The organism is Kribbella sp. NPDC059898 (genome assembly GCF_042730855.1).
Lineage (GTDB): Bacteria > Actinomycetota > Actinomycetes > Propionibacteriales > Kribbellaceae > Kribbella.
This window is the reverse complement of sequence record NZ_JBHWKR010000005.1, coordinates 271599-294718: the sequence shown is the minus strand read 5'-3', so window position 1 is coordinate 294718 and position 23120 is coordinate 271599. Positions and strand designations below refer to the sequence as shown.

At 69.6% G+C, this 23120-nt stretch carries 23 protein-coding genes; 14 read left to right on the top strand and 9 right to left on the bottom strand.

Annotation, left to right across the window (positions count from 1 at the left end; genetic code table 11):
- Window positions 1-9: 9 nt before the first annotated feature.
- Genes ACFV9C_RS18535 through ACFV9C_RS18520 form a run of 4 tightly spaced genes read right to left on the bottom strand, consistent with a single transcriptional unit; the run spans window position 10 to window position 5230 of the window.
- Window positions 10-1467, bottom strand: coding sequence for a chlorohydrolase family protein (locus tag ACFV9C_RS18535; protein ID WP_380195081.1), 1458 nt, complete (start codon window positions 1465-1467; stop codon window positions 10-12).
- Window positions 1464-2702 carry an amidohydrolase family protein gene (locus tag ACFV9C_RS18530; RefSeq protein WP_380195080.1) on the bottom strand — a complete coding sequence of 413 codons (1239 nt, stop codon included), beginning with the start codon at window positions 2700-2702 and terminating at the stop codon, window positions 1464-1466. The genes ACFV9C_RS18535 and ACFV9C_RS18530 overlap by 4 nt, the downstream gene beginning before the upstream one ends.
- A gap of 21 nt (window positions 2703-2723) precedes the next feature.
- Complete coding sequence (locus ACFV9C_RS18525) at window positions 2724-4145, bottom strand: amidase (RefSeq protein ID WP_380195078.1); 1422 nt, start codon at window positions 4143-4145, stop codon at window positions 2724-2726.
- The gene (locus ACFV9C_RS18520) at window positions 4142-5230 is read right to left on the bottom strand and encodes a sugar phosphate isomerase/epimerase family protein (protein WP_380195076.1); all 1089 of its coding nucleotides are present in this window, start codon (window positions 5228-5230) and stop codon (window positions 4142-4144) included. Before ACFV9C_RS18520 ends, ACFV9C_RS18525 begins: the two co-directional genes overlap by 4 nt.
- Window positions 5231-5328: 98 nt before the next feature.
- Between ACFV9C_RS18520 and ACFV9C_RS18515 the strand changes: the two genes are divergently transcribed.
- The 10 genes from ACFV9C_RS18515 (at window position 5329) to ACFV9C_RS18470 (ending at window position 16459) form a co-directional block, all read left to right on the top strand.
- Window positions 5329-6315 (top strand): sugar phosphate isomerase/epimerase family protein, encoded by a 987-nt coding sequence (locus ACFV9C_RS18515; RefSeq protein WP_380195074.1) that lies wholly within the window; start codon window positions 5329-5331, stop codon window positions 6313-6315.
- 121 nt (window positions 6316-6436) lie between these two features.
- Window positions 6437-8002, top strand: coding sequence for an ABC transporter substrate-binding protein (locus ACFV9C_RS18510; RefSeq protein WP_380195073.1), 1566 nt, complete (start codon window positions 6437-6439; stop codon window positions 8000-8002).
- Window positions 7999-9045 (top strand): ABC transporter permease, encoded by a 1047-nt coding sequence (locus tag ACFV9C_RS18505; RefSeq protein WP_380195071.1) that lies wholly within the window; start codon window positions 7999-8001, stop codon window positions 9043-9045. The genes ACFV9C_RS18510 and ACFV9C_RS18505 overlap by 4 nt, the downstream gene beginning before the upstream one ends.
- A gap of 1 nt (window position 9046) precedes the next feature.
- Window positions 9047-9904, top strand: a complete 858-nt coding sequence (locus tag ACFV9C_RS18500) for an ABC transporter permease (RefSeq protein ID WP_380195069.1) — start codon at window positions 9047-9049, stop codon at window positions 9902-9904.
- A 28-nt stretch (window positions 9905-9932) separates the two neighbouring features.
- A complete protein-coding gene (locus ACFV9C_RS18495; protein WP_380195067.1) occupies window positions 9933-11027 on the top strand; it encodes a sugar phosphate isomerase/epimerase family protein in 1095 nt (364 codons plus the stop codon).
- A 9-nt stretch (window positions 11028-11036) separates the two neighbouring features.
- A complete protein-coding gene (locus ACFV9C_RS18490; protein WP_380195065.1) occupies window positions 11037-12317 on the top strand; it encodes a hypothetical protein in 1281 nt (426 codons plus the stop codon).
- A gap of 37 nt (window positions 12318-12354) precedes the next feature.
- On the top strand, window positions 12355-13356 hold the full coding sequence (locus tag ACFV9C_RS18485) for an ABC transporter ATP-binding protein (RefSeq protein WP_380195063.1): 1002 nt from the start codon (window positions 12355-12357) through the stop codon (window positions 13354-13356).
- Window positions 13353-14165 (top strand): ATP-binding cassette domain-containing protein, encoded by an 813-nt coding sequence (locus ACFV9C_RS18480; RefSeq protein ID WP_380195061.1) that lies wholly within the window; start codon window positions 13353-13355, stop codon window positions 14163-14165. The genes ACFV9C_RS18485 and ACFV9C_RS18480 overlap by 4 nt, the downstream gene beginning before the upstream one ends.
- Before the next feature lies 1 nt (window position 14166).
- Window positions 14167-15240 (top strand): sugar phosphate isomerase/epimerase family protein, encoded by a 1074-nt coding sequence (locus tag ACFV9C_RS18475; protein ID WP_380195059.1) that lies wholly within the window; start codon window positions 14167-14169, stop codon window positions 15238-15240.
- 19 nt (window positions 15241-15259) lie between these two features.
- Complete coding sequence (locus tag ACFV9C_RS18470) at window positions 15260-16459, top strand: M24 family metallopeptidase (protein WP_380195058.1); 1200 nt, start codon at window positions 15260-15262, stop codon at window positions 16457-16459.
- A gap of 43 nt (window positions 16460-16502) precedes the next feature.
- Here the strand turns inward: ACFV9C_RS18470 and ACFV9C_RS18465 are convergent, their stop codons facing one another.
- Window positions 16503-17135 (bottom strand): YitT family protein, encoded by a 633-nt coding sequence (locus tag ACFV9C_RS18465; protein ID WP_380195056.1) that lies wholly within the window; start codon window positions 17133-17135, stop codon window positions 16503-16505.
- 24 nt (window positions 17136-17159) lie between these two features.
- On the opposite strand from ACFV9C_RS18465, the gene uraD reads away from it, so the two are divergent.
- Window positions 17160-17690, top strand: a complete 531-nt coding sequence (gene uraD, locus ACFV9C_RS18460) for a 2-oxo-4-hydroxy-4-carboxy-5-ureidoimidazoline decarboxylase (RefSeq protein ID WP_380195054.1) — start codon at window positions 17160-17162, stop codon at window positions 17688-17690.
- A gap of 4 nt (window positions 17691-17694) precedes the next feature.
- Here uraD and ACFV9C_RS18455 read toward each other — a convergent pair whose 3' ends face one another.
- From ACFV9C_RS18455 to ACFV9C_RS18445, 3 genes are all read right to left on the bottom strand, one after another.
- Window positions 17695-18411, bottom strand: a complete 717-nt coding sequence (locus ACFV9C_RS18455; RefSeq protein ID WP_380195053.1) for a 2,3-bisphosphoglycerate-dependent phosphoglycerate mutase — start codon at window positions 18409-18411, stop codon at window positions 17695-17697.
- Complete coding sequence (locus ACFV9C_RS18450) at window positions 18411-19322, bottom strand: polysaccharide deacetylase (RefSeq protein WP_380195051.1); 912 nt, start codon at window positions 19320-19322, stop codon at window positions 18411-18413. Before ACFV9C_RS18450 ends, ACFV9C_RS18455 begins: the two co-directional genes overlap by 1 nt.
- A 96-nt stretch (window positions 19323-19418) precedes the next feature.
- Window positions 19419-20126, bottom strand: a complete 708-nt coding sequence (locus tag ACFV9C_RS18445; protein WP_380195050.1) for a GntR family transcriptional regulator — start codon at window positions 20124-20126, stop codon at window positions 19419-19421.
- Between the two features lie 106 nt (window positions 20127-20232).
- Between ACFV9C_RS18445 and ACFV9C_RS18440 the strand changes: the two genes are divergently transcribed.
- Window positions 20233-20961, top strand: a complete 729-nt coding sequence (locus tag ACFV9C_RS18440; RefSeq protein ID WP_380195048.1) for an aspartate/glutamate racemase family protein — start codon at window positions 20233-20235, stop codon at window positions 20959-20961.
- Window positions 20958-21893, top strand: a complete 936-nt coding sequence (locus tag ACFV9C_RS18435) for a fumarylacetoacetate hydrolase family protein (protein WP_380195047.1) — start codon at window positions 20958-20960, stop codon at window positions 21891-21893. Before ACFV9C_RS18440 ends, ACFV9C_RS18435 begins: the two co-directional genes overlap by 4 nt.
- Here the strand turns inward: ACFV9C_RS18435 and ACFV9C_RS18430 are convergent.
- Window positions 21811-22890 (bottom strand): MFS transporter, encoded by a 1080-nt coding sequence (locus tag ACFV9C_RS18430; protein WP_380195509.1) that lies wholly within the window; start codon window positions 22888-22890, stop codon window positions 21811-21813. The genes ACFV9C_RS18435 and ACFV9C_RS18430 overlap by 83 nt on opposite strands.
- Between ACFV9C_RS18430 and ACFV9C_RS18425 the strand changes: the two genes are divergently transcribed.
- Window positions 22789-23085 (top strand): winged helix-turn-helix domain-containing protein, encoded by a 297-nt coding sequence (locus ACFV9C_RS18425; RefSeq protein WP_380195507.1) that lies wholly within the window; start codon window positions 22789-22791, stop codon window positions 23083-23085. The genes ACFV9C_RS18430 and ACFV9C_RS18425 overlap by 102 nt on opposite strands.
- The last annotated feature ends 35 nt before the right edge of the window (window positions 23086-23120 follow it).

Below are 23120 nucleotides of genomic sequence, written 5' to 3'. Positions count from 1 at the left end.
GTGCCCGGATCAGTCCGCCGCCGGGAAGGTCGGCGGGAACAACTCGTCGGCCGTCCGCCGCCGGTGGTCGCGCTCGGAGTACGCCGCCTTCAGCTTCCCGAACAGCTCCTGCCCACGCCGCCGTACCGCGGCCGTGTCCACGCCGGACAGCTCACCGTCCCGTACGACGGTCCGCCCGGCGACCACCGAGTGCCGCAGCTGCCGCGCCGTACCGGACAGCAGCAACGTCCGGACCGGGTCGTCGACCGCGCCGTCACGGAGGTCGTCGAGCGCGAACGCGACCAGGTCCGCCTGCGCGCCGACCTCGATCCGGCCGAGGTCCGCGCGGCCGAGCGCCTTCGCGCCGCCGAGCGTCGCGGCTTCGACGTACCGCTCGGCCGGGGCCGCGTCGGCGCGTCCTTCGAGCAGCTTCGCCAGATGGACGCCGGTGTCCATCCCGCGGATCAGGTCCGGCGGGAACGAGTCGGTGCCCAGGGCAACGTTGACGCCGGCCTCGACGTACGCCGGCAACGACCGCAGCGCCGAGCCGTACCGGAACGACGTCAACGGGCAGTGGATGATCGACACGCCCGCGTCCGCGAGCCGGGCGAGGTCGCCGTGGTCCGCGCCGAGGACCCGCCGGTCGATGTAGATCCCGTGCGGGATCAGCGTCCGCGGCCCGATCAGCCCGCACCGGTCAAGCAGCTCCAGCGGCGTACACCCGTACAGCTCGCCGATCACCTGCCGCTCCACAAGCCCTTGCAGGGCGTGGATCCGGACGAGTGCGCCGCGCCGCGCTGACAGCTCGGCCACCGCCCGGAGCAGGTCCGGCGTCAGCGTCTCGACCCGGCACGGCAGCAGTACGCCGTTGATCAGCGGATCGTGCTGCGCCTCGGCCCAGTCCAGGAAGGCGTTGGCCTGCCGCAGTCCGCGCTCGCCCTGCTCCTCGTCGAACAGCACGGTCCGCGAGCCGTCCTCGCGGACCACGTTCACCCCGGACCGGAACGACGGCCCGAGGTACCCGCGCAACCCGATCCGCCGCCCGGCTTCGGCCACTGCCACGAAGTCGTCGCAGGTCTCCGCCCAACCGCTGTGCGTCTCCGCCGCGATCGGCATGTACGTCGTGACGCCGTGCAACGCGAGCTGCACCAGCGCGTACTCGCGGACGGCGGCCCGCTCGTCGGCCGTGAAGACGTCGTGCCGGCGGTGTCGGAAGTAGTCCTCGGACCACTGCAGACCGGTCGCATTCCCGGGCGAGGCCCACGAGTCGAGCTGCAGGTGGTCCACGTCGCACAACGCGTCCAGATCGATCAGCCCCGGCATCACGAGCGCATCACCAGCGTCGATCAGTTCGTCGGCCGGACCCGGGTCGCCGGTGCCGACGTACGTGATCCGGTCGCCCTCGTAGACCACGTGGGCGTCCCGCAGCAGCATATGCCGACCGTTGCGGTGGGCAAGGATGAAACGGGCAGAAAGTCTGGTAATCACACGTTTTCCTGGCGCAGCGCGAGGCCGTCGGCGACGACCCGGCCGGCATGGATGACCGTCCGGTCGTTGCTGCGGTCCATCACGGCGGAGGTCGGCGTCTCGCCGTCCACCAGCACCAGATCGGCAACGTCACCGACCGCGACACCGGGTCGGTCCGCAACACCCTTGAGCCGCGGCGACCCCGGATCGAGAACGCTGGCGCCACCAACGGTCGCGACCGCCAGGCAGTGCTCGATCAGCTCGTCCTGCCGGTACCCGTTCGTGAACGCGAGCTGCCACGTCCGGTCGAGCATGTCGCAGTTCCCGTACGGCGACCAGTAGTCGCGCTGCCCGTCCTCGCCGAGCCCGAACCGCACCCCGGCCTCGGTCAACGCCGTCAGCGGGAGCTGCCCCGACGCCGACTGCGCGATCGACGCCATCGACACGTCCAGCTCGGCGAACTCGTCGATCAGCCGCCGCGTGGTCGCCTCGTTCACGCTGCCGAGCTGGTACGCGTGCGACAACGTCACCTTGCCCTGCATCCCGAGCGCCCGCGTCCGTTCCAGGATCAGGTCGGTGCTGAACACCCCGAGCTCCCCCGGCTCGTGCAGGTGGACGTCGACCGCGACCTGGTACTTCTCCGCCAGTCCGAAAACGAGGTCCAGGTGCCGCACCGGATCGCGATCGAGCATGCACGGGTCGATCCCGCCGACCACGGACGCGCCCGCCTTCAGCGCCTCCTCGATCAGCTCGACCGAGCCCTCCTCACGCAGCAGCCCCGCCTGCGGAAACGCGATGATCTCCACATCGGCCGCGTCCGCGAAGTACTCCTTCGCGGCCAGCACCGCCTCGAACCGCTCCAGCCGGCAGTCCACGTCGATCTGCGCGTAGCTCCGCACCCGGGTGGTCCCGCGGGCGATCATCGCGCCGAGCGTGTTCCGCACCCGCTCGGTGATCGACGCCTCCGCCGTACGCCAGTTGTTGCGGTCGTTCAGCATCATGCCCCACACCCCCGGCGCCCCGGTGTGCGCCCGGAACGGCAGCCCGATCCGGGTCGAGTCCAGGTGCACGTGGACGTCCGCGAACGAGGGCACCAGCAGCCGCCCCCGACCGTCGACCACGTCCCCGTCGACGGCCCGCGTCGCGTCGTACGGCAGCAGCTCGGCGATCTTCCCGTCGCGGAGGACGGCGTCGCTCGGCAGGCCGCCCCACGGCCGGACGTTGCGGACGGTAAGGGTTCCTTCGATGGCAGGCATCCACCTGGTATACCAGATGACTCAGATCGGCGCACCTGTGTGTCCGGCCGCCGCGAGATACGCCGATGCGGCAGCCAGAACGGTCTCGTCACCGAGGTGGCGGCCGATCAGCTGCAGGCCCACTGGTAGACCAGCCCCGGTCAGGCCGCACGGGATCGAGGCGGCCGGCTGACCGGTCAGGTTGGCGATCGCGGCGAAGGGGGTCCAGCCGTCCGGGCCGACCGGCCGGCCGTCGATCACCGGTACGCCGTCCTGGCCGGCCGGGAACGCCGGCACCGCCGTTGTCGGCGTGATCAGCAGGTCGTACCCGGACATCAGGCCGGCCATCAGCCGGCAGATCTCCTTGCGCCGGGTCTGCGCGTCGGTGAACTCGGTCGCGGTCCACTCCCGCGCCAGGATCGCCGTCAGCCCGGGCGACGACCCGGGCACCGACGGCCGCGGCAACCGCCGCATCCCGGTCAGGTCGGTGTCCAGGGCAACGATCGCCGTGTGGACGGCGGACGTGTCCGGCCACGGCGCGACGAACTCCGTCACCCGGCAGCCGAGGTCGTTCTCGAACAGGCGCGCGGCGGCCCGCACCAGGCGGCGTACCTCCGGGTCGACCGCGGCATACCCCCAGTCCTCGGTGAAGCCGATCCGCAGGCCGTGCGGCGGGCGGTCAAGGCAGCCGAGCCAGTCGACGTCGGAGGTCGGGATCGAGTGCCGGTCGCGCGGGTCCGGGCCGGCGATCACCGACAGCAGGAGCGCCGCGTCGGACACCGTGCGCGCCAGTGGGCCGATGTGTTCCAGGCTCTCCCAGCTCGACATCCCGGGCTCGCGGTCGTCCCGGCAGCCCGGGTACAGCGGCACCCGGCCCATCGAGGCCTTCACTCCGACCACGCCGCAGAACGCGGACGGGATCCGGATCGAACCCCCGCCGTCGCTGCCCAGCGCGACCGGGGCGGCGCCGACCGCGACGGCTGCCGCGGAGCCCGCGCTCGACCCGCCGGAGGTCATCGCCGGGTTCCACGGGTTCCGCGTCGTCGGGTGGACCGGGTTGTGGCCGACACCGCCGTACCCGAGCTCCGAGACGTTGGTCTTGCCGATCACGATCGCGCCGGCCGCGCGCAGCCGCTCGACGCAGACGTCGTCCTCGGCCGGGACGTGGTCGCGGTACGCCAGGCTGCCGCCGGTCGTCCGCAGGCCCGCGGTCGGGATCAGGTCCTTGACCGCGACCGGCACACCGGCCAGCGGACCGAGCGGCGTACCGTCGACGAGTTTGCGGGTCAGCCGTTCGGCGGCCGCGAGCGCACCGTCGGCGTCGAGCAGGCAGTACGCGTGCAGCACCGGATCGGTGGCGGCGATCCGTTCCAGGAAGATCTCCACGACCTCCGTCGGCGACACCTCCCGATGGTTGACCGCGGCAACGAGCTCGCCGGCGGTCGCGCGCCACGGGTCGATCACGCGGCGTCCGCGAGGACCTGCCGGATGTGCCGGGCGCTGACCTGGATCGCCTCCACCGCCTCGTCGTACCCGAACTTCGCCTCGGCGATCTCCCGCACGGTCGGCTCTTGGCCGGAGTCGATCCGGTCGGTGAAGTCCTGGGCCAGCGCGAGGTACGACGAGAACTCGCCGACGGTCAGGTCCGGGTGCCCGGCCTGCCACTCGGGGTCGTACACCTCGACCAGCGTGCCGTAGACGTTCGGCCGCTTCTCCGTCGTGAAGGTCGGGTAGGTCTTCTGCCCCTCGACGTCCGGTTGCCGGCACTCGATGGTCAGGTGCACCTTCGGGTTCGCCGCCGCGACGATCGGCAGGATCGCGCCGAAGTCGACCACGCCGTCGCCGACCGGACGGCTCTGCATGATCACCCCGCCCTCGGCGAGCACCAGCGCCGCGTCCTTCAGATGCGTCTGCCGGACGTACGGCGCGACCCGGCGCGCGACCGCGACCGGGTCCTCGGCCCGGTGCAGGCCGTTCGAGGTGTCGTAGACGATGCCGAGCACGTCCGGGCCGACCGCCTCGACCAGCCGCACGACCTCGTGGCTGGTGATCTCCTCGTGGGTTTCCAGGTTGACGTGGACATCGTTGTCAAGGGCAACCGGACGGAGCTTGCGCAGGAACGCCGCGGTGGCCTCCAGCTGCCGCCGCCAGGGCGCGTCGGTGCGGAACCGGTCATAGCTGCGGAACCCCGGGTACGGCTGCCGGTTCGCGGTCGCGGCCCACAGCTCGCGGACGCCGATCCGCGCGCACGCCGCGATCATCCGCTCGAACCCGAGCAGCGTGTCGCCGTCCCCGACCCGGCGCAGCTCCGGCGCCTCGGGCATCGCGTACGGATTCACCTTGCCGAGGCCGGCTTCGAGGTACAGTCCGAGTTCGTCGGCGCGGGTCCGGACGTCCCGCAGTACGCCGCTGTCGAGCGTCGGCGTGATGTCCAGGACGCTGCGGAAGAACACCCCGTCGAGGCCGAGCTCGTGGGCGTGGTCGAGGGTTCCGACCGGCCCGCGGGTGGCTGCCTCGGGGATCTTCCGGCCGTCGATTCCAACCTTCACGGGACCTCCTCCAACGCCGACAATTGGGATACGGTATACGCGTTTCCCGAGGCCGGTGTCAAGGGTCCGGCCCTTGTCCGCAAGGAGGTTCCACGATCATGAGCGCACTTCCGTTCGGCGTCGGCGCCCGCTGGGTGCTGCCGAATCCAGCCCCGATCACCGAGGTCGTCGAGGCGGTCGCCGACCTCGGCCTGGCGGGTGTCCTGACACCGTCGGTCTTCGACCTCACCGACACCCTCGACGCCCAACTGCTGGCCGAGCTCGCCGACACCGCCAAGGCCCGCGGCGTGCGACTCGCGGCCGGCATCCCGTACCTGCACCCCTTCCGGCTGGACCAGGACAAGCACTTGATGCAGGCGGGCGACGGCGACCCGGTGGCCGGCGTACGACGGGCCCTGGAAGCCGTGAAGCCGCTCGGCGGCCGGGACGTCCCGTTCGTCCTCGGGTACGTCGAGGACCGGTTCAGCACCGTGGTGCCGTGGGAGGACCAGCTCCGGCTGTCGACGCAGCTGCTCGGCAAGCTCGCGCCGGTACTGCGCGACCTCGAGCTCCGGCTGTGCATCAAGACGCACGAGGAGATCACCACATTCGAGATCGTCCGGATGATCGAGGCGGTCGGCGACGACGTACTGAGCGTCGGCTTCGACCCGGTGAACGTGTACCTGCGGATGGAGGACCCGCTGCTCGCGCTCGACCGGGTCGCGCCGTACGTCGGCCACGTGTACGTCGACGACGCGACCTTTGTCAGTACAGGACAATCACTTGCGCGACGGTTGTGCCCACTCGGCAACGGGTTGCTGGACTGGTCCGCAATCCTTGCCAGGCTTGCGGATTCGGCCCCCGAGCTGTGGATCGACCTGCACAAGGGCCAGTACGGGATCAGCCCCTACGACAGTACCTGGACCACGGCGCACCCGGACCTCAGCGTGTACGAGTACGGACGGGTGGTGAACGCGGCAACCACCGCGGCGCGGTCGTTCACGACCGCCGAGGCAGAGGGACTGACGGCAGCGCAGGCCGACGTGCACAGCCGGTTCCTCCCGGCCGTCCGAACAATGTCGGGTTACTCCTTGACTTGGCGCTGAAAAGCGTCACATGCTTGGGATACCGAATACCTAAATGGCTCGCGGTCCACCGTCTTCGCGGCCGTCGTTCTGCCGGCACTTCCCTCGTCAGAATCCACGCAGAAATGGGGTGTATCCCCGCATGTCCACGTTTCGCCGACGCACCCGCGTCCTGACCTGTCTGGCCGCCGTCTCGGCGGTCGGTCTGCTTCCGGCGTGCGCCGCGAGCCAGGACCAGGCCGCCGCCAAGGGCCAGGCCGGGTCGAAGGAGATCGACGTTGCGTACTCGCAGCCGTTGAACACCCTCGACCCGATCCGGGCCGACCAGAACCAGACCAACACCATCGACGACACCGTCTACGACACGCTGCTCGCCTACGACACCGACTCGAAGCTGGTGCCGAGTGTCGCGAAGGAGTTCACGCTCGCCAAGGACGCGAGGTCGATCACCCTGACGCTGCGCGACGACGTCAAGTTCCACGACGGGTCGACGCTGACCGCCGACGACGTTCAGTACACCCTCGACCGCTACAAGCGGGTCGGCCAGGGCATCGCCTCGGCACTCGGCGTGTACAAGTCGACCACGATCAAGGACCCGACGCACCTGACGATCAACCTGACCGAGCCGAACTCCCGGTTCGTCAGCTGGCTGTCGAAGTTCTACCTGCTGGACAAGAAGCTGCTCACCAGCAACGCCGGCAACGACGACGGCCAGACCTGGCTGCACTCGCACGACGCCGGCTCCGGCCCGTTCGCCATCGACCAGGGCAAGGATCCGGTGAAGGTCACCCGGTTCGACAAGTACTGGCAGTACGACGCGAGCCGGCCGACCGCGATCGTGTTCAAGCAGATCGCCGAGAGCCCGACCAAGCGCGACGAGCTGAAGGCTGGGAACCTCGACGTCGCCCTGACCCTGCAGGCGCCCGACGCGAAGGCACTGGAGACCGCCGACGGGGTCAAGGTCGACTACCTGAACGTGCCGAACACGGCGTACATGTTCATGAACGCCGCGCAGGGCCCGACCGCGAATCCCGTTGTCCGCAAGGCGCTCGCGCTCGCGTACAACTACTCGGCCGGGCTATCCGAGATCCGCGCCGGCAAGGGCAAGATCGAGAACGGGCCGCTGCCACAGACGATGTCGTGCCTGGTGGACTCGCCGCAGTTCTCGCAGAACCTGGACCAGGCGAAGTCGCTGCTCCAGCAGGCCGGGATCAGCAATCTCAAGCTGGTACTGCGGTTCCAGCCGTCGATCACCGACATGGTGCGGGAGTCGACGCTGTTCCAGTCGGACCTGCGCAAGATCGGGGTCGACCTGCAGCTGCAGCCGATCGCGTTCCCGGACTACCTGTCCTCGCTGAGCAGCGTCAAGACGATCCCCGAGCTGACGCTGGTGCAGGACACCGCACCGTCCCCCGATGCCGGTGTGTACCTGGCGAAGTCGTACGACTCGCAGGCGATCGGCACGACCAACCGGGCCGGTTACAAGAACGCCAAGGTCGACGCGCTGCTCACCCAGGCCGACGCGACGAGTGACGAGAACGCCCGCTGCGAGCTGTACAAGCAGATCCAGACCCAGATCAACACCGACGTACCGGCGATCGACATGTACACGTTGAGCGCTCCGGTCGCGTACCGGTCCGACCTCACCGGCATCGTCGCCAGCCAGACCGTGTACCCGGTGTCCTTGCGGGGGGTGCGAGTGGGATGAGCAAACCCAGTGCCGTCAGAGGCAGCCTGTGGTTCCTGACCCGCCGGATCGGCGCGTCGGCGGTGACCGTCCTCGTCCTGGTGATCGTCGTGTTCCTGATGATCAAGGCGATCCCGGGCGACGAGGCCAAGGTGGCCGCCGGTGAGTCGGCGTCGCCCGAGCAGGTCGCGGCGGTCCGCCACCAGCTGGGCCTCGACAAGCCGGTGATCGGCCAGCTGCTGGTGTTCGTCAAGCACCTGCTGCACGGTGACCTCGGGACGTCGATCGCCACCCACACGACCGTCGCCAGCGGGGTCGCCGCGGCCCTGCCGCCGACCCTCGAACTGGTCGTACTGGCGATGCTCCTGATGGTGCTGTTCGCGTTCCCGGCGGCGGTTGTCTCGGCCGCCAACCGGGACCGCTCCCGGGACCTGGTCACCCGGTTCTCGGTGCTCACGCTGGCCGCGATCCCGACCTTCTGGCTGGCCCTCGAACTGCAGAACGTGCTCGCCGCCAAGTGGCACGTGTTCCCGATCTCCGGCGTCCTGTCCCGCGGCGTCACGGTGCCGCACCGGACCGGGTCGGTGATGCTGGACTCGTTGCTGGCGGGCAACTTCGCGGCCTTCTCGAACGCGTTCCAGCACTTCCTGCTGCCGGCGTTCGTGCTGATGATCCCGTTCGCGAGCTCGCTCTACCGGGCCTTCCGGGCCGAGCTGATCTCGGTGTTCGCCCGCGACCACATCACGGTGGCGCGGGCCAAGGGCCTGCCGCGCCGGCTGCTGATCCGGCAGCACGTGGTGCCGAACGCGCTCGGGCCGGCGCTGACCATCCTCGGCATCGAGTTCGGCTACATGATCGGCGCCGCCGTCCTGGTCGAGGCGATCTTCGGCATCAACGGCGTCGGCTCGTACATGACGACCGCGGTGGCCAACAAGGACACGTTCGCGGTGCTCGGCTGCGTACTGGTGATCGGCGTCGTCGTCGTCCTCACCAACCTCGTGGTCGACATCCTGCAACTGCTCCGCGACCCGCGCATCCGGGCGTCCCAGACAGGAGTTTCCTGACATGACGACAGTGGCAACAGCCGGCTGGGTGCGTACCCGCCGCCGTCAGATCGCCAAGCACCCCAAGGTCGCGCTGGTCATCTACGCAGTACTGTTCCTGATCCTGCTCACCGTGATCTTCGGCCCGCTGGTGGCGCCGGCCTCGGTGAACACCTCCAACATCCTCGAGGCGCTGCAACCGCCGAGCGCGCAGCACTGGCTCGGCACCGACCAGCAAGGACGCGACGTCCTCTGGCGGGTGGTCGTCGGCGCCCGCGCGTCGGTCGCGTCCGCCGTACTGATCGTGATCGGCTTCTCGCTGATCGGCGTGCTGGTCGCGACGCTTGCCACCGCGTTCGGCCGGGCGGTCGACGAGGTGGTCATGCGGGTCGTCGACAGCGTGATGTCGATCCCGCCGATCATCTTCGCGCTCGGGGTCGCGGCGGCCCTCGGCCCGAGCCTGAAGTCCGCGATCATCGCCCAGACGCTGACCGGCTGGCCGTACACCGCCCGGCTGCTGCGCGGGATCATGCGGCAGACCGCGGCGTCGGACTTCGTCGAGGGCGCCCGGCTGCTGGGTTCCTCGCGCCTGCGGGTGATGGCCCGGCACGTGCTGCCGAACTCGCTCGACGTGATGGTGGTCAAGTGGGCCGGCGACATGGGCAACACGATCCTGGTGCTCGGCGCACTGTCCTTCGTCGGCGTCGGCGCGCAGCCGCCGAGCGCCGAGTGGGGCGCCGCGATCACCGCGGCGAAGGGCGACCTGTCGGTCGCCTGGTGGCCGGCCCTCGCCCCCGGGGTGGCGATCGCCGTCACCGCGATCGCGTTCGGCCTGCTCGGCGACTCGCTGCAGCGGCACTTCAACGCGGACCTCGTCTAACCCAACGGACTACAGGAGTCAGCAGACCATGCGACTTGGCATCGACGGCAAGAAGATCCCCGAGGCGGACAAACGCGGACCGATCGGCAGCCTGCAGCACGCCGCCGAACTCGGCATGGACGGGATCTTCTTCCGGACCGTGCTCGACCTCAGCCCCGACCTGGACCCCGGCCTGCTGGCCGAGATCCGGCAGCAGGCCGACCGGGCGGACCTCTACCTGGAGACCGGCCTGGGCAAGGTGAACCCGTTCGCGAACCCCGAGACGCCCGAACTACGGGCCCTCGGCAACGGTGACATCGTGCTCGGATTCCGCCGGATGATGGAGGCCTGCGCGGAGATCGGCTGCACCGAACTCTGGGTCGGTACGGCGAACTACAAGCGCGCGTACCGCGGCAAGCTCGCCTACGACCGGTTCCGCACCGACGTGGCGTGGACCGAGCAGCTCGAGGCGACCGCGGACTTCCTGAAGATCCTGGCGCCGATCGCGATCGACCTCGGCCTGCACCTGAACATCGAGACGCACGAGGAGATCACCTCGTTCGAGGTGCTCCGGCTGGTCGAGACGGTCGGACCGGAGGCGGTCGGCATCACGTTCGACACCGGCAACGTGCTGCAGCGGATCGAGCACCCGGTACGGTCCGCCGAACGCGTCGCGCCGTACGTCCGGCAGACGCACGTCAAGGACGCCGCGCTGGTCCACGTACCGGGCGGGATCGGCTACCAGATGCGGCCGGTCGGCACCGGCGCGATCGACTTCGCGTCGATCCTGCGGATCCTGAACGCCGCGAACCCGGACCTGAACCTGACGCTGGAGACCGACCGTTCGCACGCGGACAACCCGCCCGGTACGCCGGAGCTCAACATGCTGATCGAGCTCGACGACCAGGGCTTCCTCGACGGGCACCCGGACCTGACCGTCAGCGAACTGTCGGAGTACCTGCGGATGGTCCGCGACTACGAGCAGCGCGTCCGGGACGGCGAGGTGCCGACGCTGGACGAGTACCGGGCGCAGCCGTACGGGTTCGACGAGGCGATCGCGTTCATCAAGCGGTCCCGCGACCACATCCGGACGCTGTGTGCCGCACAGGGTATTCCGCTCACGCCGACCGCCGCCGCGCTCTGAGGAGAAGTGATGATCAACCCGGACCACGAGTTCCGCGTCGAGGGCAGCCACTGGATCAGCCCGGTCAACTTCGACGCCGAGGTGACCGGCGACTTCGACTTCCCGAAGCCGCTCGGCCTGATCGACAGCACGCTGCGGAAGATCCGCTACACCGCCGGCGCCACCACGTCCGTCGACGGCTTCCTCCGGGTCGCGGCCGCGCTGGAGCAGGCCGGGATCAAGGACGAGAGCCTGAACCTGGACTGGTGGGGCGACCCGCAACCGAACCGCCGCGAGCTCGAACTGGTCCGGGAGATCCTGGCCGGCGGGTTCGCGTTCACCACCAACGTGTACGCCGACCGGCTGCTCGGCCAGGGCGAACCGGAGCCCGAGATCGACCCGCGCGGCGTCGTCGACCTGCTGGCCGGACTCGGCGCGAAAGTGATTGCCCCAGGCATCGTTCAGGCGCCGTCGGCGGAGGCCGAGGCACGGCAGTTCAAGCAGCTCGAGAACACCCTGTCCTACGCCAAGGAATGCGGTCTCGGCTACACGATCACGCTCGCGCAGTGCGGCCGCCGCGACTGGGACGCGCTGCTCCGCGCGGCGAACGTCGCGGTCGAGCTCGGCGCCCGGCGGCTGGACCTGATGGACTCGACCAGCAGCCTGTCGCCCGAGGCGATGAAGGTGTTCATCCGCCGCTTCAAGGCGGGCCTGAAGTCCCAGGTGCCGTTGACGATGCACGTCCACGACGACTTCGGCCTCGGTACGGCGGGAGCGATCGCCGCCGCGATCGCCGGCGCCGGCCCGGACGTGTCGGTCAACGGTACGTCGTACCGCTGCGGCTTCCCGCCGTTGGAGGAGGTCGCGACGTCGCTCGAAGTCCTGTACGGCGTCGACACCGGGATCGAGCTCGGCAAACTGCAGGGGTTGTCCGAGCTGGTCGCGTACGAGACCGGCGTACCGCTGCCGCAGCTCAAGCCGATCAGCGGGACGTACGCGTACCTGAAGCACACGCCGGGCGATGTACTCGCCTGTCTGCGCGACGGTGCCAATGCTTTCCCGCCGATCTCGGGCTGCCTGCACGCCAGTGTCACCGGCGCCGAGGTGAAGTGGGTGTGGGACAGCCTCAACACCCGGGCCATGGTCCGGCAGCTCGGTGTCCTGCTCGGTACCGAGCTGAAGCCCGATCAGGTCGACGACGTGCTGGAGGCCCTGGACCGGGCCGTCAACGCCAAGTCGACGTACCCGCGCTGGCTGGAACGGGACGAGGTCGAGACGATCTTCGCCGCCGTGGTCAGCGGCCAGCTCTAGCCCGCCGAAAGCCGAGACCATGAATGCGACAACGTCTATGACACGCAAGGCGCCTGCAGATGCGGCGGAGACGACCGGCACGGTGCTGTCGATCAAGGACCTGACCATCGACGCCGGCCCGGTGGACGAGCCGCTGCGGCTGGTCGACGGGTTCAGCCTCGAGGTCGGCGCCGGCGAACGGGTCGCGCTGGTCGGCGAGTCCGGCTCCGGCAAGTCGGTCACGGCCCGGGCCGTGCTGCGGCTCGACCCCGGGTTCCGGCTGAACGGCTCGATCCGGCTGGCCGGGCAGGAGGTCCTGAAGCTCAAGCCGAACGAGCTGACCCGGATCCGCGGCCGCAAGGTCGGCATGGTCTTCCAGGATCCGCTCAGCTCGCTGAACCCGTTGATGACGATCGGCGCCCAGGTGATGGAACCGCTGCTGATCAACGGCGTCGGCAAGAAGGAGGCGCAACACCGCGCCGAGGCCGTGCTGGACGAGCTGGGCGTGGTGAACGCGGCGCAGCGGATGAAGGCCTACCCGCACGAGTTCTCCGGCGGTATGCGGCAGCGCGTCGTACTTGCGATGGCGCTGATCGCGGACCCGGCGCTGCTGATCGCGGACGAGCCGACGACGGCGCTCGACGTACGGGTGCAGGAGCAGGTGCTGTCGCTGCTCGACCGGGTCTCCTGCGACCGCGGTCTCGCCGTACTGCTGATCACGCACGACCTCGGCACCGTCGCGGGCTTCGCCAACCGGGTCGCGGTGATGTACGCCGGCCGCAAGGTCCAGGAGGACTCGGTCGACCGGCTGTTCGGCGACCCGGCGCACCCGTACACCCGGGGGCTGCTGGACGCCGTACCGCGGATGGACCGAGTCGTGCACCGGCTGACCACGATCCCGGGCGCACCGCCGCATCCGGGCGCCCGGCCGACCGGGTGTGCGTTCCACCCGCGCTGCCCGAAGGCCATGGACAAGTGCAAGGTCGACATCCCGGTACTGGCGCCCGCGCCGGCCGGCGGACTGGTCGCGTGCCACCTGTACGACGGAGAACTGTCATGATCGACCTCGAACTCGTCAACGTCTGCAAGACCTACCAGGCCGTCGGCCGGGAGCCGGTGAAGGCGCTCGACAACGTCTCGCTGACCGTCCCGGGCGGCACGATCAGCGGCCTGGTCGGCGAGTCGGGCTCCGGCAAGACGACGTTCATCCGCTGCGTGATGGGCATCGAGAAACCCGACTCGGGGTCGATCACGTACGACGGGATCGACCTGACCAAGCCGTCGCGCGCGCAGCAGCGCCGGATCCACCGCGAGATCCAGCTGGTGTTCCAGGACCCGACGGCGAGCCTGAACCCGCGGATGACGGCGTACCAGCTGATCTCCGAAGGCCTCGTGATCCACAACCTGGCCCGCACCGAGGCGGAGAAGAAGTCGAAGGTGATCGAGCTGCTGGAGATGGTCGGGCTCGGCGAACGCGACCTGGACCGGCGGCCGAAGTCGTTCTCCGGTGGCCAGCGGCAACGCATTGCGATCGCCCGCGCGCTCGCGGTCAGCCCGAAGCTGCTGGTCTGCGACGAGCCCGTGTCGGCGCTCGACGTGTCGGTCCAGGCCCAGGTGCTGAACGTCCTGCACGACATGCAGGAGGAGCTCGGGCTGACCATCCTGTTCATCGCCCACGACCTCGCCGTGGTCCGGCAGATCTGCTCGACGGTCGCGGTGATCAAGACCGGGCAGATCGTCGAGCGCGGGCCGTCCGAGCAGGTCCTCGCGGCGCCCGAACACGAGTACACGAAGGCGCTGGTCGCGGCGATCCCGATCCCGGATCCGGTGATCGCGCGGCAGCGTGCCGCCGAACGGGTGGCCGGCTGACATGGGCGTCGGCCTCGACGCGCGCCACTTCCCGCCGGAGATCACCCGGCGGGGGCCGCACGCCGTCCTCGACCACGCCGTCGCGCTGGGCGCCGGCGGCGTCTTCTTCCGCACGCTCTTCGACATCAGCCCGACCCTCGATCCGGGCCTGCTCCGGGAGATCCGCTCGCACGCGGACGCGACCGGGCTGTACCTGGAGGGTGGGCTCGGCAAGGTCAACCCGTTCGCGGCCGCGGAAACTCCGGAACTACGGGCCTTCGGCAACGGCGACGTGGTGCTCGGGATCCGCCGTACGGTCGAGGCGGCCGCGGCGATCGGGCTCACCGACCTGTGGGCCGGGACCGCGAACTACAAACCGCAGTACGCCGGCATCCTCGGGTTCGACCGGTTCCGCACCGACGTCGCGTGGAGCCGTCAGCTCGCCGCGATTTCCGGATTTCTGACCACGCTTGCTCCGATCGTGCGCGACCTCGGGGTGCACCTGAACCTGGAGACGCACGAGGAGATCACCTCGTTCGAGCTGGTCCGGATCGTCGAGGAGGTCGGCCCGGACGTCGTCGGCATCGTGTACGACACCGCGAACATGCTGCACCGCGCGGAGCACCCGGTGCACACCGCGCGCCGGGTCGCGCCGTACGTCCGGCAGACCCATCTCAAGGACGCCGCGCTGCGCTGGGTGCCCGACGGTGCCGAGTACCAGCTGCGGCCGTGCGGCGCGGGCGTGGTCGACTTCGCCGCGATCGTGCCGCTGCTGCTCGCGCACAACCCGGAGCTGCGGCTGACGCTGGAGTGCGACGACGTACGACGTCCCGGCGAGCCGCCGATGTCGATGCTGACCGAGCTCTCGAATCCCCTGTATTTCCAGGGACATCCGGACCTTGGCGTGGATGAGTTCCTCGCCTACTCCCAGCTCGTCGACGCGCACGAGGACCGGGTCCGGCGCGGCGAGGTGGAGAGCTTCGAGGAGCATTCGCGCCGTCCGTTCGGGCTCGAGCAGTGGAACTCCGTCGCGGTCGCGAGCGCGGCGTACATCGCCGTCGTCGAGGCGTCGACCGAGCTTGCCCAGGTGGGATAACCGATAGGAGCAGAGACAGATGACCCATGAGATTCCCGTGGAGGTGCTGCGCAAGCGGCTCGACCGGGTGCGCGGGTGGATGGCCGAGCAGGACGTCGACGTCCTGATCGGGTACGGCGCACCGGGCTGGATGGGCTCGCGGACGCTCACCGCGGGGTACGTGCGCTACCTGACCGGCTGGACGTCCTCCGGCCTGCCCGCGATGGTCGTGCTGCCCCGCGAGGGCACCGCGTCGATCATCACGATGGGCCCGCACGACACCCGCGCGTTCGAGCTCCGGTCGAGCTGGTTCGGCGACATCGAACGCGCCGGCGCGGCCACCGGCTGGGGAAAGACGGTTTCCGATCACGTTCGCCGGCTCGCCCCGGGCCGGGTCGCGACCTTCGGCTTCGGCGAGGTCCCGTACCCGCTGGCCGTCGACCTGTACGCCGCCCTCGACGGCCACCCGCAGGTCGACGCCGAGCCGACGCTGGACGCGATGCGGCTGGTCCGGGACCCGGAGGAGATCGAGATGCACCGGATCGGCGCCGGGATCTCGGACGCGATGATCCAGGCCGCGATGGCGGGCGCGGTCGCCGACGGGATGACCGGCGACCGACTGATGGCGACCATCGAGAACACCGGCCGGCTGCTCGGCGCCGGTACGCCGGGCACCTGGCTGACGCTCGACGAGCACCCGGTGACGACGTACATGGAGGCGATGGAGATCGCCAAGCCGGTCGGCCCGAACGACCGGGTCCAGCTCGGCACCAACCTGAGCTACCAGGGGTACTTCGCGCAGGGCCTGCGGATCGGCGTCCGGGGCAAGCCGTCGGCCAAGCTCCGCGAGTACGCCGAGCACCTGATCGAGATCCAGGACGCCGGACTGGCCGCGATGGTGCCGGGAGCGAAACTGCACACGGTCAGCGACGCGATCGAGAGCGGGATCGACAAGTTCTGCCCGTACGAACGGGACAAGGACCCGTTCCGGTTCCAGTCCTGCCACGGCCTCGGGCTGAACTACGTGGAGCCCGGAATGGCCCGCGACCTGAACGCCCGCCGGGACAAGTCCCGCGACGGCGAGGACGGCGTGACGATCGTCGAAGGCATGGTGATCGAGGTACACCCGAACTTCACCACCCCCGAGGTCGGCCACGTCTGCGCCGGCGACATGGCCCTGGTCACCAGCACGGGTGCGGAATGGCTGACGAAGTTCCCGCGCGGCCTGTTCCAGCTCTGAGCGCACCGCCCGCGGCCCGGGATCACCCGGGCCGCGGTGGTGTTCAGGCTGCTTCCGGGCAGGGTTCGGCCTGCGGTACGACGGCCTTCGCGCGGGCGAAGTACGGCAGCGTGAGGTGCACGATCATCCCGATGCTCAACGCGAACACGATCGTGCCGACGCCGAGGTTGCCGCCGAGGATCGCGCCGGCCGTGACCACCGCGATCTCGAGGCAGGTCCGGACCAGGCGGACCGATCCGCCGGTCAGCCGGACCAGCCCGGTCATCAGCCCGTCCCGCGGCCCGGACCCCATCCGGGAGCCGATGTACGCCGCCGTACCGATGCCGTTCAGGATCACGCCGGCGACGAGGAAGATGCCGGCGGCAACCGGTCCGTGCGGTGCGGGCAGGATCCGGGTGAAGAAGTCCAGGCCGAACCCGGTCAGCGCGACGTTCGTGACCGTGCCGAGGCCCGGGCGCTCGCGCATCGGGATCCAGAGCAGCAGGACCACGCCGCCGATGATCATCGACCACTGGCCGATGGTCAGCCCGAACTGGTGCAGCATGCCCTGCGCGAGGACGTCCCACGGGATCACCCCGAGGTGCGCCTTGATGATCATCACCTCGCCCAGCGCCAGCACGGCGAGCCCGGCCAGCAGTTGCGCGATCCGGCCGGTGCGACGTTCCAGATAGTTCATTCTGTTTCCCAAGATGGAGGATCAGTGACTGACATTGCTTCCGCGGCGCCGTACCGGCTGGCCGCGGTCAACGAGCTCGACGCCGCGGAGTTCGCCGAGCTGCTCGGTGGCGTCTTCGAGAACTCGCCGTGGGTGGCCGAGGACGCGTTCGCGTCGCGGCCGTTCGCGTCCGTCGACGAGTTGCACGGGCGGATGCTGAGCGTCGTACTGGCGGCGCCCCGTGAGCGGCAGGTGGCGTTCCTGAACGCGCACCCGGAGCTGGCCGGGCGCGCGCATCGCTCGGAGGTCACGCGGAACTCGGACGAGGAGCAGGCCGGGGCGGGCCTGAACTCCTTGTCCACCACGGACTCCGCGCACCTCGCGGAGCTGACCGGTGCGTATCGTGCCCGGCACGGGTACCCGTTCATCCTGGCTGTCCGCGGGCTGACGACCGCGGACATCCTGGAGCAGCTGGCGGACCGGGCCGGGCGGGAGACCGCGGCCGAGTTCGAGACCGCGCTGGGCGAGATCGCGAAGATCACCCGGATGCGGCTCGCCCGGCTGGTCGTCGACTGATCCGTCACGGCAGGGTGAGCGGCGACGACTGCGCGTCGACCAGGTACGGCGGTTCGATCGGCTTGAGCGTGTCCATGTCCAGCCGGTACGCGATCGCCGTACCGCCCGGGACGTTGAGCTCCCGGATTTCCGCGTGGTCGACGCCGGCCAGGTGTGCGACCAGCGATCTGAGCGGGTTTCCGTGGGTCGCGACCAGCACCGTGCCGTGGTGGAGATCCGGCAGGACCTTTTGCTCGAAGTACTGCAGGACGCGATCCCTCGAAGTGTTGAGGGATTCGGTCCTCGGGACGCGGATCGCCTGGTAGCGCGGGTCCCGCGCCTGGCTGTGCTCGTCGTCGTCCGCGATCGGCGGCGGGGCGTTGTCCGGCTCGGTCCGCCACGCGGTCACCTCGGCGTTCCCGTAGGTGTTCCGGGCAACGGTCTCCTCGCGGCCCTGGAGGATTCCGTAGTGCCGCTCGTTCAGCCGCCAGTCCCGGCGTACCGGGATCCACGACCGCTCGGCGTGCTCCAGCATCAGCTCCGCGGTCCGGATCCCCCGCTGCTGCAGGGATGTGTGGACGACGTCCGGTACGACGTTCCGCTCCCGCAGCAGCCGTCCGCCCTGGGCGGCCTCGGCCCGGCCGGCGTCGGTGAGGCCTACGTCGCACCAGCCGAGGAAGCGGTGCTCGACGTTCCAGGGCGTCTGGCCGTTGCGGACCAGCAGCAGGGTGCTGGTGCCCATCAGCGGTCGCCGACGCCGGTCGGACGCTCCGCGCCACGGAACGGGAAACGCGTCCGGAAGTCGTCGGCGGCGTTCTCGAAGGTGCTGAACGTGACGCCCTCGTGGGACTTCCAGTAGTCCAGCAGTCGCTCGAGCATCAGCAGGACCTGCGGCCGGCCGGACACGTCCGGGTGCAGCGTGACGCCGAAGACGCCGTAGTCGAGCTCGCGGACGACCCAGTCGAACTGGTCGTTCCAGAGCTGCTCGATGTCGCGCGGCGACACGTAGCCGTGGCTGTTCGCGGCATGCTTGTTGAACATCATCGGCGGCAGGTCGTCGACGTACCAGTTGCCGCAGAACTCGACCAGGTCCACCTCGTGCCCGTGCTGCAGCGGCTTCATCCAGTCGGTGGCCTGCTTGCCGAAGTCGATCTTCGTCCAGGCGTCGCCGACCCGGGCGTAGAACGGCACGAAGTCGTTGTAGTTCTGCGAGTGGTCGTAGGAGAATCCGTTCTCCAGCAGCAGTGCCGACGTCGACTCGCTCATCTCCCACCACGGCGCGACGTACCCGCGCGGGCGGCGGCCGCTGAGCTTCTCGACCAGGTCGATGCTGTGCAGCAGCACCTCGCGCTCCTGCTCCGGCGTCATCGCCACCGGGTTCTCGTGGCAGTAGCCGTGGGCACCGATCTCGTGCCCGGCGTCGGCGACCGCCTGCATCTGCGCGGGAAACGTCTCGATCGAGTGCCCCGGGATGAACCAGGTGGTCGGGATGTCGTACCGCTCGAACAGCTTGAGCAGCCGGGGAGAGCCCACCTCACCGGCGAAAACGCCGCGCTGGATGTCGTTCGGCGAGTCCTCCCCGCCGTACGAACCCAACCAGCCGGCCACCGCGTCCACGTCGACGCCGATACAGATCTTGATGTCCTTGGCCATCACCGAGGTCCTCTCATCTGGGATGCCGTATACCAAATGAGATTAGATCGACAGAATTCCGGACGTCAATGGACGAATCCCGAAAAGCCTTGTGGACTAGGCTTCTTCGGCCTTCTCCTCGGTGTGGAACAACCACTTGAGAGCGCGCTCGCGGTTGGTCTGGACGTGCGCCATCGCGGCCTCCGTGGCCCGCTCCGGGTCACGCGACGCGACCGCCTCGAGCAGCGCGCGGTGCTCGGCGACCAGGTCGCCCGGGTGCGCGTGCTGGCGGAACAGCCAGTGCAGCCGGCCCTGCAGCGGCTCGAGCAGCCCGCCGAGGATCTCGTTCCCGCAGATCTTGATCAGCTCGTCGTGGAAGCCGACGTTCGCCTGCTGGACCTTGTCGACGGCACCCTTCGCGTCGGCCTGCTCGGCACGCTCGAGCAGCTTCCGCAGCCGGGTGATGTCGGCGTCCGACGCGTTCGACGCGGCCAGCCGGGTCGCGCACACCTCGAGCGCCTCGCGGACCTCGAAGAGCTTCACCACGTCGCTCTCCGACAGCTGCTTGACGACCACGCCCTTGCGCGGCAGCACGGCGACGAAGCCCTCGATCTCGAGCATCCGCAGCGACTCCCGGATCGGGATCCGGGACACCCCGAGCTCGTCGGCGATCTCGCGCTCGATGATCCGTGCCCCGGGGGCATAATCACCGTTGATGATCCGTTCCCGGATCTCGTCCCGCACCCGCTCCCGGAGCGGCCGGTAGTCGGAGTTCAGGTTGACCCGCCGGCCCGAGGCGCGTCCGGCTCCCGCAGAAGTGTTCACACGGGATACGGTAGCCCACTTCCAGGCCGCACCGGCAGGTCTTGACGCACCTTTCGGGTCGCCTTACAGTGGCAGAAAGTTGGTATACCGGATTCCAAGGAGCCGGATGTCTCCCGCTGCCCGCATCGGCATGATCACGCCCTCGTCGAACACCTGCCTGGAGCCTACGACGTACCGGATCCTCGGCGCGCACCCCGAGGTGACCGTGCACTTCGCCCGCGTCCCGGTGACCCGGATCGCGGTGGACGCCGGCTCGGACCAGCAGTTCAGGTCCGACGCGATGGTCGCCGCGGCCCGCCAGCTCGCCGACGCCCGCGTCGACGTGGTCGTCTGGAACGGGACCGCGGGTTCCTGGCTCGGCGCCGACCACGACCACCGGCTGACCGCCGAGATCGCGGCCGCGACCGGCGTACCGGCGACCACCTCGACGCTGGCGATGCTCGCCGCCTTCGACGCGTACGACGTACACCGGCTCGGCCTGGCCACGCCGTACACGGCGGACGTCAACGAGCGGATCGTCGCGGTCTACCTGGCCGAGGGCGTCGACGTCCTCCACGACTCCGCGCTGGGGATCAGCGACAACGAGGCGTTCGCCCGGGTCCCTCCGTCCGACGTCGCGACGCAACTGCGTGCCGTCGGTGCCGGCGTGGACGGCGTCGCGGTGCTGTGCACCAACGTGTACGGCGCCGCGCTCGCGGAACCGCTCGAGGCCGAGCTCGGCGTACCGGTGTTCGACAGCGTCGCGATCACGCTGTGGCACGCGCTCCGGCTGGCCGGCCGCCCCCTGCAACTCCCCGGATACGGGACCGTCCTTCTGAATCGGAGAGCCTCATGAGACTTGTCACGTTCGCGCCCGACGATACCGACGGAGCCGACCGGCTCGGCGCGCTGATCACCGACGACAGCGTCCTCGACCTCACCGCGGCCGCGGTGGACGACCCGCGGCTGCGGTCGATGCCGGCCCTGATCGCGTCCGGCGACGACGGGCTGAAGATCGCCCGCGACCTGCTCGACCGGGCCGAGTTCGTCCGCCCGCTCGACTCCGTCCAGCTCCGGGCGCCGATCCCGCGCCCGGTGAAGAGCGTGTACTGCGTCGGCCTGAACTACCGGTCCCACGTCGAGCAGAACGCCACCGCACTGGGCCTCGCGCCCGACATCCCCGACGTACCGCTGTTCTTCACCAAGCCGGTCACGTCGGTGATCGGCCCGGACCAGCCGATCCGGCACGACAGCCGGCTGACCGCGACGCTGGACTACGAGATCGAGCTGGCGATCGTGATCGGCAAGGGCGGCACCTGGATCCCGCGCGAACAGGCCGCCGAGCACATCTTCGGCTACACGGTCGTGAACGACGTCAGCGCCCGCGAGCTGCAGTGGCGGACGAGCCAGTTCCTGTACGGGAAGGGCCAGGACAGCTACTGCCCCGTCGGCCCGGCGATCACCACCGCGGACGCGATGCCCGCGCTCGACGACGTCGTACTGCGGTTGCTCGTCAACGACGACGTACGGCAGGAAGAGGCCGCCGGAAACATGATCTTCGCCCCGGAAACCGTTGTCGCGGAGCTTTCCCGCGGCATCACGCTCGAACCCGGCGACATCATCAGCCTCGGCACACCCGGCGGCTGCGCGTACCAGATGGTGCCTACGCAGTACCTCGTCCCCGGCGACACCGTCGTCATGGAGGTCACCGGGATCGGCCGGATGACCAACCCCGTCGTGGAAGTGGCCCCCGCTCGGCACCGTGCGGCAAGTCCCTCACATCCCTGACCAGCAACGAACTCCACGCCGCGGCCGCGTACACGACCGCCGCGACGAGCGTGACGTGCCGGGCCCCGAACCGATCGGCGAGGGGTCCGGCCGCCAGCGTTCCGGCGGGAATCGCGACGAACGACAGCAGGTCGTCGATCGACGCGATCCGCGACAGGACGCCACGATCGACGTGCTCCTGCAAGGACGTGTCCCAGCTGATCCCCGAGATCGAGAAGCCGACGCCGGCCGCGAACGCCGTACCGAGCACCCAGACCGGCCCGGCGCCAAGACCGAGCGCGACGAGCGGCAACGCACCGAGAACGCTGAGGATCTGACCGGTCCGCAGCAGGTGCCGCAGGACCAGGCGATACATGACGGCACTCATCACCAGCAGCCCGACGCCGCGCGCGCTCAGCGTGAAACCCCACAGCTTCTCCCCCGTGAGCGGCGGGCCGAGAACCTGCCAGACACCCGTCTGCGCGAAGTTCATCACCGCGAACGACGCCGTGACCACCCACACCCAGCGGATCCTGCGGAACTCCTGCCAGCCGTTGACCGGCGCGGTCCGGCGCATCATCGGCGCGGCCACGCGCAGCCGGCTCAGGAGCAGCGCCGCCAGCAGATAGCTGACAGCGTCGACCGCGATCGTCGGCCCACTCCCCACCGTCGCGACCAGCACCCCGGCCACCGCCGGCCCGACGATCTTGGTGCCGTTCCGGATCGAGCTCAGCACAGAGTTCGCTTTCCGAAGCTGCTCCTTCTCCACCAGCTCCGCAACCATCCCGCGCAAAGCCGGCGAAGTGAACGCGTCCAGGACCCCGTTGACCGCACTCAACACGCTGATCACGACAAGGCTGTAGTGGTGCGTGATCAGCAGTACGGCGACCGCGCCCTGAGCGACGGCCGCGCCCGCGTGCGCCGCGACGAGCACCGTACGCCGGGGAATCCGGTCGGCGACCGCGCCGCCGATCAGCACGAAGCACAGCATCGGGACCATCCGCGCGGTGAGCACGATGCCGAACTGCTTGACCGGCTCTCCCGCCCGGCCACCGCGACCGAGCTCGCCGCCGAACTCGGGCTCTCACTGGGCACCGTGGGCAGGCATCTGCGGATCCTCCGGGAAGCCGGGTTGATCGTCGGTCTGCGCGACGGCCACAAGGTGGTGTACCGCTTGACCGTGCGCGGCGCCGACCTGATCACGTATAATTAAAGATGCAGCCTCCGGCACGGTTCCCGTGTGCGGAG

What these genes read in the sequence shown, in the direction of transcription:
- ACFV9C_RS18530 (WP_380195080.1), bottom strand. Translation starts at nt 2,702, where the DNA reads ATGCCTGCCATCGAAGGAACCCTTACCGTCCGCAACGTCCGGCCGTGG.
- ACFV9C_RS18515 (WP_380195074.1), top strand. Translation starts at nt 5,329, where the DNA reads ATGAGCGCACTTCCGTTCGGCGTCGGCGCCCGCTGGGTGCTGCCGAAT.
- ACFV9C_RS18510 (WP_380195073.1), top strand. Translation starts at nt 6,437, where the DNA reads ATGTCCACGTTTCGCCGACGCACCCGCGTCCTGACCTGTCTGGCCGCC.
- ACFV9C_RS18505 (WP_380195071.1), top strand. Translation starts at nt 7,999, where the DNA reads ATGAGCAAACCCAGTGCCGTCAGAGGCAGCCTGTGGTTCCTGACCCGC.
- ACFV9C_RS18500 (WP_380195069.1), top strand. Translation starts at nt 9,047, where the DNA reads ATGACGACAGTGGCAACAGCCGGCTGGGTGCGTACCCGCCGCCGTCAG.
- ACFV9C_RS18495 (WP_380195067.1), top strand. Translation starts at nt 9,933, where the DNA reads ATGCGACTTGGCATCGACGGCAAGAAGATCCCCGAGGCGGACAAACGC.
- ACFV9C_RS18490 (WP_380195065.1), top strand. Translation starts at nt 11,037, where the DNA reads ATGATCAACCCGGACCACGAGTTCCGCGTCGAGGGCAGCCACTGGATC.
- ACFV9C_RS18485 (WP_380195063.1), top strand. Translation starts at nt 12,355, where the DNA reads ATGACACGCAAGGCGCCTGCAGATGCGGCGGAGACGACCGGCACGGTG.
- ACFV9C_RS18480 (WP_380195061.1), top strand. Translation starts at nt 13,353, where the DNA reads ATGATCGACCTCGAACTCGTCAACGTCTGCAAGACCTACCAGGCCGTC.
- ACFV9C_RS18475 (WP_380195059.1), top strand. Translation starts at nt 14,167, where the DNA reads ATGGGCGTCGGCCTCGACGCGCGCCACTTCCCGCCGGAGATCACCCGG.
- ACFV9C_RS18470 (WP_380195058.1), top strand. Translation starts at nt 15,260, where the DNA reads ATGACCCATGAGATTCCCGTGGAGGTGCTGCGCAAGCGGCTCGACCGG.
- ACFV9C_RS18465 (WP_380195056.1), bottom strand. Translation starts at nt 17,135, where the DNA reads ATGAACTATCTGGAACGTCGCACCGGCCGGATCGCGCAACTGCTGGCC.
- ACFV9C_RS18455 (WP_380195053.1), bottom strand. Translation starts at nt 18,411, where the DNA reads ATGGGCACCAGCACCCTGCTGCTGGTCCGCAACGGCCAGACGCCCTGG.
- ACFV9C_RS18450 (WP_380195051.1), bottom strand. Translation starts at nt 19,322, where the DNA reads ATGGCCAAGGACATCAAGATCTGTATCGGCGTCGACGTGGACGCGGTG.
- ACFV9C_RS18440 (WP_380195048.1), top strand. Translation starts at nt 20,233, where the DNA reads ATGTCTCCCGCTGCCCGCATCGGCATGATCACGCCCTCGTCGAACACC.
- ACFV9C_RS18435 (WP_380195047.1), top strand. Translation starts at nt 20,958, where the DNA reads ATGAGACTTGTCACGTTCGCGCCCGACGATACCGACGGAGCCGACCGG.